Source organism: Methanomicrobium sp. (assembly GCF_055145805.1).
This window is the reverse complement of record NZ_JBSREC010000113.1, coordinates 24329-33154: the sequence shown is the minus strand read 5'-3', so window position 1 is coordinate 33154 and position 8826 is coordinate 24329. Positions and strand designations below refer to the sequence as shown.

Sequence of the window (8826 nt, the reverse complement as noted above, 5' to 3'; positions counted from 1 at the left end):
ATCTTCAAGAACAGCTATTCTGTGCCCTTTTGCAGTGTTTCTGACCTCGGATATCATTCCGATTATTGTAATGGTCTGCTGCCTGTACCTTGTTGTCTGTGTGAGGGCCGATATCGGCATTGGATCACCACGGCCGCGAAGCATCTTTGAAAGTTTATCATACCTGTCCCTGAAGTAATATATAAAATCGGTATAATCTGTGCCTCTTTTACTCTCCTCCGGAGTTCCGTATAAGATTTCAATTTCAGAAGGTGAGACAAATCTTGTTCCGTCTGTCTCCTTTGGAATGTTTTCTGCATTTTCTGCCGTCTGTGTGGATTCTGGTTCTAAAAGGCGGGCGGAGGGCTGAACTATACTTTTCTCATTCCATCCGGGAATATGTTCGGGAAGGGCTACAAAGGCATTTTTGGGAACATTCTCGATTATTTGTTCTATAAGAGCAGATGAATTGTCAGATTCCAGGACAAAGAGGACCACTTCCCCGTGTACCTGAAGATTCGCCTCAAGAAACCTGAGGACTACCTCCTCTCCTCTGACATCCATCATTAACAGAAATAGGTTTGTACTGAATTATAAAAAGAGTTGGGAATCCTCCTGTCAGTTTTATACCTTTATCAGACATATCTGTAAAAAAAGGTGTAGGCAAATGGCATTTGAAGAGACTCTTATATTCTATAATCCGCTTGATGCGGAAAACTTCTCAAAAAAACTAAAGGAAGAAGGCAGCCGTACAAAGACAAGAATTGTTAAGACACTTGTCAAAGACACTCTGTGTAAAGCGGAGATTAATAATTTTCGTGAATTTTTCTTAGAGGAATCTGCTAATTTTAAGGACGATGAAAGCGAGATATCCGGAATCTTAAGGGAGACTTACGCTATGGTAATCTCCGAACTTGAATCCATGGAGAGTCTTTTAAAAGAGTTTCTTGATTCAAAAGAGGAGGGTGCATGCATATCAGACGACCCTGATGTAAGCCGTTTTCTGGAAATATTAAAGGAGGAAGGCGGGCTTTCAGAGATCAGCGAACTTGCTCTTGAAGGGGATGAATTCGCATCAAAAATGATGAGAATTATTCCGGTTCTTGAGGAGAACGGGATGATAGAAGAGAGGGACGGGAAGAAATATCTCTTGAAGTCAAAGGATGCAAAAGAGCTTGTCACGTCAATGCCTTCTGATATCCTTCTTGAAGGCTCTTCACAGGAGAGCAGGAAGAAATACGATATAAAAACTGTTGTGAATGTTATGTCGGGGTCTGAGTATCATGTGACAACACCTCCTGAGTTTGCATTCAAAGCCGATCTTAACACCCTCGACGAACTCTTTGCAGATTATAATATTGATGAGGATTCATACTCACGCCTAAAGGAGAATATATTCTTAAAAACCCTTATTGCAGGAAGAATAATTGACTTTTTAAAAGACAGGGAAAAAGTTGGAATCGATGAAATAACAGAAGAGATAAAGGATGTCACAATCTCCGTAAAAGAGACCGGCGATGAGTTTGCATTCGATCTTGAAAGAGATTATATCCACGCAATTCTTTCGGACATGAAAAAACTCGATATAATAAAAGGAAAAGGCAACCGTTTCAGGTTTTAAGACCTCAATCTTTTTTTTAAAAATATATTATAAAAATATATCCGGGATTATTTTATTTTTTTTTAAATTATTGAAGCCTTTAGAATCTTTGCTTCCTTTTTTGGCCGGTCTGATGCATCTGTTGGAAGGCCGGCAATCTTGTCAACGACATCCATTCCTTCTGTAACTTCGCCGAATACAGGGTGTTTATAGGGTGTTGATGCGTTATCCCAGTCGAGGTATGAGTTGTCGCCAAGGTTTATGAAAAACTGGCTTCCGCCGGTATCGGGCTGTCCGGTGTTCGCCATCGCAACTGTGCCGCGGACATTTGAGTGCCCTTTTACAAACTCGTCTTTTATAGTGTATCCGGGACCGCCTGTTCCTGTTCCTTTCGGGCATCCGACCTGAATCATAAAGCCGTTTATAACCCTGTGGAATATAATTTCGTTGTAAAATGCTTCAGATACGAGTTTTTCGATATTTCCTGCTGTTACCGGCATATCCTCATAGAGGCTTATTACAATGTCGCCGTGATTTGTCTCAAGTTTTATTTTTTTACCAGTCATGATATCAGACTCCTGTTTAAATTATGCTTCAAAAATAAAAAAATTGTTCTCTTTTTAGATATTATATATCTGCTATGCTTATTCGTGACATAAAAGATGCAGAGTATTTCCGGTCAGGTGACAACTGCGTATTATGTGAACTTCTTCACCCGAAAAATTCGAGAATTTACGGTTGCGGGGAGCTTTTTATGGGTTACAGTATATCCCATGCAAAAGTTCTGAAAGGAGAGAAGTCACTGCCGCACAGACTTGTCAGGTCTTCAGAGGTCTATTACATCCTTTCAGGTCAGGGGAGGATGCATATAGGGGATGAATCAGAGACTCTCTCCTCCGGTCAGGCTGTTTATATTCCCCCCGGAGCTCTTCAGTATATTGAGAATACGGGTGATTGTGATCTTGTATTTATTGCAGTTGTAAGCCCTAAGTGGGATGAATCCGATGAGGAGATATTAATCTGACCTGATTGGATATCTGTTTTTTAATGCATTTCATACCAAAACCAAATTTTTCTCCCCGATTAATCTGTCAGGAAGAACAGATCTGTTTTATATGACCGAAAATAGATATTTCAAAGATTAAATATGGGGAAGAAGAAAGCCGGAAAAGAGACAGGGAAAAATAAAAAAGACTCTGTTGTTATTTTAGAAGAAAAATACCAGGTAAACTCCTTAAAAGACTTAAATTCTCACAATCTCAAGAATGTAATACTGTATAACCGGTATGCCCAGATGCTTTTGGGGCTTGTAATAATTGGTTTTGCACTTCGGTTCTATAATCTCGGTTTTAATTCTGTCTGGCTTGATGAAGCCTCGACTCTTGGATATGCGAGTCAGTCTCTTTCCGGAATATGGGATTCAACTGTAAATGCTGATTTTAATCCGCCTTTATTCTATTACCTTGAGCACTTTATGCTGACATTTGGCAACAGCGAATTTGTCCTGAGATTCTGGCCGGCACTTTTTGGCTCCCTTACAATTCCTGTGTTCTATTTCATTGGAAAAGAGATAACAGGAAGATGCGGGGGAATTATTGCGGCTGCCCTTATGACATTTTCATCCTTTCATATATTTTATTCCCAGGATGCAAGGGCTTATACTGCAGTGCTCTTCTTCTTCTCAATAGCTCTTTTCTTCTATCTTCTGGCAATAAAATCGGATTCTCTTAAATACTGGATATTATTCGGTGTCTTTTCCGCACTTTCGTTCTGGACACATTTTTATGTCTTTGTTGCTGTGGGAATTTTAATTCTTCATGCATTAATAGTCAGAAGAGAATCTCTTTTAGAGGACATAAAATCTGTAAAACCCCTTCTTATAGGCCTTTTGGCATTTATTCTGGCATCCCTGCCCTTAATTATTGTAACCGTCGGATTGTTCCTTAAAAGAACGGCATCAGCACCGACATGGGGTCTTTCAGGTCTTGATGTGTTTACAAGTACAATTATGATGTTATCGGGGAGCAATATTTACCTGACAGTATTATTCTCACTGCTTGCAGTTGTCGGAATAGTGTATTTATACAGCAATAAAAAGAAGAGAAATTTTGCATATCTTATCATTCTCTCTCTGATTCTGCCCTTTATTGTCAGCATCATTCTGTCTTCAAAAATTCCTATGAGCCCGAGATATCTGATATATATTCTTCCCTTCTATTTTGTGGCAATAGCGGCATCCTCCGGATTTATTCCTAAAAAAACAGACCTGAAAAAAGTGGCTCTGGCAGTGATTATAATTCTGTTTCTGGTAAGCATTCCATACATGTCTGTTTATTACACAGGCTATTCCAAGAATGACTGGAGAGGCTTTTCAGAGGCTCTTTCCGGACAGACAAATGAAGGGGATTATGTCGTTGTCATGCCTGGTTATATGAAGCAGCCTCTTGATTATTATTATGATAATGAATTGGACAAGGTGACAGAGGTTTCTGCTGAATCGTCTGCACAACTTGAAGAAATAAACACAAAACGCGGAAATTCAACTGCATACTATATTGTTACAGGCGACATCAGCGCTGCCAACCCGGAAGGAGACTCTCTTGCATGGCTTGAAAAGAATGCCGAACCTTTTGGGCAGCACACGGGAATATATATATTCAAATCAAAATAACTGAGGATTAACCGGATGGCAGAATATTCCCTTACAGTAATAATCCCCACTTTTAATGAGACAGATAATATTGAAAATATTATAACAGTCGTCTTTGATGTTTTGGAAAAGAATGACATAAAAGGAGAGATCCTTGTTGTCGATGATGATTCAAATGACGGGACAATTGAGATTGTCAAAGGACTTCAGGAAAGATATCCTGGCCTTAGTCTGATTGTAAGGGATGATGATCATGGTCTCTCACAGTCTGTTGCAGAAGGTTTTGAGAATGCAAAGGCTGACATCATTCAGGTAATCGATGCGGATTTTTCGCATCCTGTTGACTTAATACCGGAATTCTATAACGGGATTTTAGATGAGGGATGCGATGTTGTTATTGGAAGCAGGTATAAAAAAGGCGGGGAGATTCAAAACTGGCCTTTAAAGCGCCGTATTATATCGCTTGGTGCTACGTTTTTCGGGAGAATTCTTTTCCCCGAGATTACTGATCCTGTAAGCGGTTTTTTTGCAATAAAAAAGGAGATATTAAAAAATGCCTCCCTGAAGCCCAGGGGATATAAGATTTTAATGGAGGTTTTGGGGAAAGGTAACTGGAAAAAAGCAAAGGAGATTCCTTTCACCTTTAAAGACCGGGAAGAGGGAGAGAGCAAACTTAAATTATCCACAATGTCTGATTATCTTTATCAGTGTATTGATATCGGGATGCATGCAATCTCCCATCATGAAACAGTTGTTTGGAAAGAATGGAAAAAAATAATAAAATTTGGAATTGTTGGGACATCCGGAATTTTTGTTGACTTCTTTTTCCTTTATTTCCCGACCGAATATCTGGGAATAAACTATCTGGTCTCAGCGGTTATTGCATTTGAAATTACAATTATCTGGAACTTTGTCCTGAACAATTTATGGACATTTAAAACAAAAAAAGAACTATATTCTCTTGACATCAAAAAAAGAATAATTTCATATCAGGCAATATCTGTTGTTGGTCTTGCAATTAATTTCGCAGTATTATATGGCCTCACAGAAGGCCTTGGATTATATTACCTCTATTCAAACGTATTTGGGATAATACTGGCATTTATCTGGAATTTCTGGGCAAACCGGAATATTACCTGGAGCCTGGATAAGATCGAGTATATATAATTTTAATATTTTTTTCAGATTAGATCACATTATATCGTATTGAAGAAAAAATGTTAATGACATGGATAGAGACAGTAAAAAATCCTCTGATAATATATTTATTCCGGACAATAGCCAGTTGTCTGAAAAAGAACTATATGATTTGGATATTTATCATGAGAGGGACGATGAATACTGTAAAAAAAAGTTAGACGGCATATATGGTCTGGTTATTCAGTCTCAGGACGTTGACATAATAAAAGAAATAACCGGAAAAAGGGTTTTGGATATCGGTTCAGGTCTTGGAACTCTTACAAAAAATTTAAAGGATGCAGGCTTTTCGGTAATCGCAATTGAACCTGATGAAAGCAGCAGAAAACTGGCAAAAGAGTGGTTTGGTGTGGAATCATTCCCATACTCCATATATAATACTCCTTTTGAGGACAATTTTTTTGATACAGTAATCTTAAGGGATTGTGTCGAGCATCTTGATTTTGAACTTGCAATGAAAGAGATTAACAGGATATGCAAATTTAAGGTGCTTATCTTTCAGAACAATTTAAATTTTATTACCCGGATCTTAAGAAAAAGGATGACACATGGAGAGTTCAATCCGAGAACGAGGGATTATTACTCCGCTGTATTGTCAGATTTTGGATACGCGGATCAAAAAGTGTCTTTTCGTGATCCTCTTGCTTTTCCTCTTTCTGGAAGCTATGACAGTCCTCAGTTAATTCCATATAATAAGACGATTCAGTCAGGAGTAATGAAACTTGACGGAATTATTAACAGCGGTTTTAAATTTTTAAGACTGGATAAGATCTTTTGCTGGAGATATTTATTGTCCTGCAGTAAAAAGTGATAATTTCGTTTATGTAAGGATTTATATGGCTTTCAGAATTACCCCTTTGGAGAAATAATTGTGAACATTGAGATGTCTCGGGAAAATAAATTACAATATTCATTATTAGCATTTGGCCTTATAATATTGGTATATTTCATTTTATCATCGGGAGTTATAGGGAATATTCACCTATTTAGTAATTCTATCCTGGAATATCTTATTTTTGGGTTATTGCTGTCAGTATTAAGTATTGGAGTGAAAATAATCCGCTGGTCTTTTTTATGTCATCGATATAATACTGAAATAAGCTGGAAAGATGCAGCAATTGTAAATATTTCCGGATATTTCTATTCAAATATTACTCCCGGGAAAATTGGAGACGTATATAAAGCGTATTTCATGAAAAAAGTTTATAATATGCGATATAATGATGGAATCTCAATATTATTTTATGAGAGATTTTTTGAACTGACCCTTCTAATCGTCATTGGAAGTTCCATGTTTTTGATTATTTCTCTTGATACAAGGATTATTATGGCACTTCAGTTATTGGTTGCTGTTTTAGCTATAATACTTCTTGCTTACATTTATTCTGATATATTAATCGAAAAGCTAAAAAAGCTGATAGAAAAAACACGTTTTTGTGAAAAATTAACTGGTCATGATCTTACAATATCAAAAATAAAGTATTCTGAAATGGCTGTTGTAATAATTTTGACATTCATATCATTATCATTCGAATTTTTAAGATTTTGGTTGATAGCAAAGGCATTTGGAATAGATTTAGATATAATCCTCCTTTCAGGCTTCTTTTGTATCTCTATTATAATCGGTCTTGTTTCACAAATTCCGCTGGGTATAGGAGTTACAGAGGTCACGTTAACATATCTTGTGGAAAGTCTCGGAGTAAATTCTATATCGGCGACAAGCATAGTACTAATGGATAGAATGCTTTCGATATATTTTGTTTTAATAGTAGGGTTTATCTTTTCGAAATTTTCTTTGAACAGGATAAATGGGGTGCATAAATGATTTCAATAATAATTCCATTTTTTAATGAAGAAGATAATATTCGACACTATAATGTAAAATTTTTCCCTAAAATAAATGAGATAGCAAAAAATTCTGGAAAGGATTTTAATTTCATTTTCGTAAATGATGGAAGTGAAGATAAAACACTTTATGAATTAAATAAACTTGCAGATGAACACAAAAATGTAAAAGTATTATCTTATAATATAAATCAGGGCATGGGTGCAGCCATAAAAGTCGGATTAAAGAATTGTGATTCAGAATTTATTATTACAATGGATTCTGATTTGACATTCAGACCTGAAGATATAAAAACCCTGATTGAAGGCTATAATAATACTCAGGCTGACTGTGTTTCAGGTTCGCCATATCTCCAAAAAGGTTTGATGGCAGAAGTAACTCCTTTTAGATTGTTATTGAGTAAATCCATAAATTTTTTATTCCGGATTTTATTAAGCCAGAAAATTTCATGTGTCAGTCCTATATTCAGATTATATAAGGCCGAATGCCTTAAAGATCTTAAAATAAAAAGTAATAATTTTGAGATAAATGCAGAAATTATTTCCAAGTTAATAATCTCAAAAAAATCTGTAATTGAAGTTCCTGTTGAGTTGCACAGGAGAGAATACGGCGAGTCTAAAATAAATATTTTTAAGGAGATGAAAAATTACATTTTTCTGTTATACAATATAATCCGGGTAAAATATCTAAAGAAGGAATGGATTTAATTTATTTTTTATCGGATATAAGGAGATACCTCCAGCAAAAATGTTTGGATAGATTTGTTTTTCTCAACAGTGAATTCATAATATTATCTGCTTTTAAGACTCCGCTCTCTAAAAATTCAGAAGACGGAACAAGTTGACTGCAGTGATATCCTCCTGATAAAGGAAAAGCCATAGGATCTCTGAAAGTTGTATTTTGTTCTGAAAAACCGTATTTTTTAAGAGTATTTTTATAGTATTTCAGATCCTGAGGATTAAACTCCTCATGACCTCCTCTTTTTCTTAGAAATTTAACAAGAGGATTCAGATTTGTCTGAAAAATGATCACTCTTTTTGAGCATATACGCTTTATCTCAGTTAATGCAAGTTCAAAATCAAGATGTTCAACGCATTCCCTGAGAATAACTGTGTCAAATTCATTATCCGAAAACGGGGTATGGTATATGGAATGAGGATATGAATCGATATCAAAATTCTCTTTTGCAATTTTTGATGAATCCTCATTGGGCTCTATTGATGTTACATTGAAGTTATTAATTTTTAACCGATAAGAAAGGGTACCGAGACCAGAACCTACATCCAGAACATTTTTTCCGTATACTGAATTAATAATCTCTTTATCCTGGGCACTATTTATTTTTCCGTAAAGTCCGTTTAGCTGGCTTAAACAAAAATCTGTATCAATTTCATGATATATGTCCAGTTCATATAATTCTTCATTACTTAACGAAGAGAAATCCGGAATATTGGATTTATCATGGTTCTCTTCTTTTATCATAAGCACTTTAATTAGGTTTTCTTAAATAAATTCTTTCCTAAAATTACATTCCAAAAGGATTTAAAAAATTTA

The 8826-nt window shown here is 36.0% G+C and carries 9 protein-coding genes and 1 pseudogene; 7 read left to right on the top strand and 3 right to left on the bottom strand.

All coding sequences use genetic code 11. The annotated features are described in order from the left end of the window. A pseudogene (locus tag ACTB1O_RS10540) lies at positions 1-546 on the bottom strand (DNA-directed DNA polymerase II small subunit); the annotation flags it as partial. Positions 547-646: 100 nt separating this feature from the next. On the opposite strand from ACTB1O_RS10540, the gene ACTB1O_RS10535 reads away from it, so the two are divergent. After that, the gene (locus ACTB1O_RS10535; protein WP_462995095.1) at positions 647-1600 is read left to right on the top strand and encodes a hypothetical protein; all 954 of its coding nucleotides are present in this window, start codon (positions 647-649) and stop codon (positions 1598-1600) included. Between the two features lie 62 nt (positions 1601-1662). Here ACTB1O_RS10535 and ACTB1O_RS10530 read toward each other — a convergent pair whose 3' ends face one another. Then, on the bottom strand, positions 1663-2145 hold the full coding sequence (locus tag ACTB1O_RS10530) for a peptidylprolyl isomerase (protein ID WP_462995094.1): 483 nt from the start codon (positions 2143-2145) through the stop codon (positions 1663-1665). Between the two features lie 74 nt (positions 2146-2219). On the opposite strand from ACTB1O_RS10530, the gene ACTB1O_RS10525 reads away from it, so the two are divergent. From ACTB1O_RS10525 to ACTB1O_RS10500, 6 genes are all read left to right on the top strand, one after another. Continuing rightward, the gene (locus ACTB1O_RS10525) at positions 2220-2603 is read left to right on the top strand and encodes a cupin domain-containing protein (RefSeq protein ID WP_462995093.1); all 384 of its coding nucleotides are present in this window, start codon (positions 2220-2222) and stop codon (positions 2601-2603) included. Between the two features lie 123 nt (positions 2604-2726). Beyond that, positions 2727-4250: a glycosyltransferase family 39 protein gene (locus ACTB1O_RS10520; protein ID WP_462995092.1), complete on the top strand. Its 1524-nt coding sequence runs from the start codon at positions 2727-2729 to the stop codon at positions 4248-4250. 15 nt (positions 4251-4265) lie between these two features. Then, positions 4266-5396 carry a glycosyltransferase gene (locus ACTB1O_RS10515; RefSeq protein WP_462995091.1) on the top strand — a complete coding sequence of 377 codons (1131 nt, stop codon included), beginning with the start codon at positions 4266-4268 and terminating at the stop codon, positions 5394-5396. A gap of 61 nt (positions 5397-5457) precedes the next feature. Beyond that, a complete protein-coding gene (locus ACTB1O_RS10510) occupies positions 5458-6237 on the top strand; it encodes a class I SAM-dependent methyltransferase (RefSeq protein WP_462995090.1) in 780 nt (259 codons plus the stop codon). 60 nt (positions 6238-6297) lie between these two features. Next, a complete protein-coding gene (locus tag ACTB1O_RS10505; protein WP_462995089.1) occupies positions 6298-7251 on the top strand; it encodes a lysylphosphatidylglycerol synthase transmembrane domain-containing protein in 954 nt (317 codons plus the stop codon). Then, positions 7248-7979, top strand: coding sequence for a glycosyltransferase (locus ACTB1O_RS10500; RefSeq protein WP_462995088.1), 732 nt, complete (start codon positions 7248-7250; stop codon positions 7977-7979). The genes ACTB1O_RS10505 and ACTB1O_RS10500 overlap by 4 nt, the downstream gene beginning before the upstream one ends. A gap of 1 nt (position 7980) precedes the next feature. On the opposite strand, the gene ACTB1O_RS10495 is transcribed toward ACTB1O_RS10500, so the two are convergent. Then, positions 7981-8754 carry a class I SAM-dependent methyltransferase gene (locus ACTB1O_RS10495; protein WP_462995087.1) on the bottom strand — a complete coding sequence of 258 codons (774 nt, stop codon included), beginning with the start codon at positions 8752-8754 and terminating at the stop codon, positions 7981-7983. Between the last annotated feature and the right edge of the window lie 72 nt (positions 8755-8826).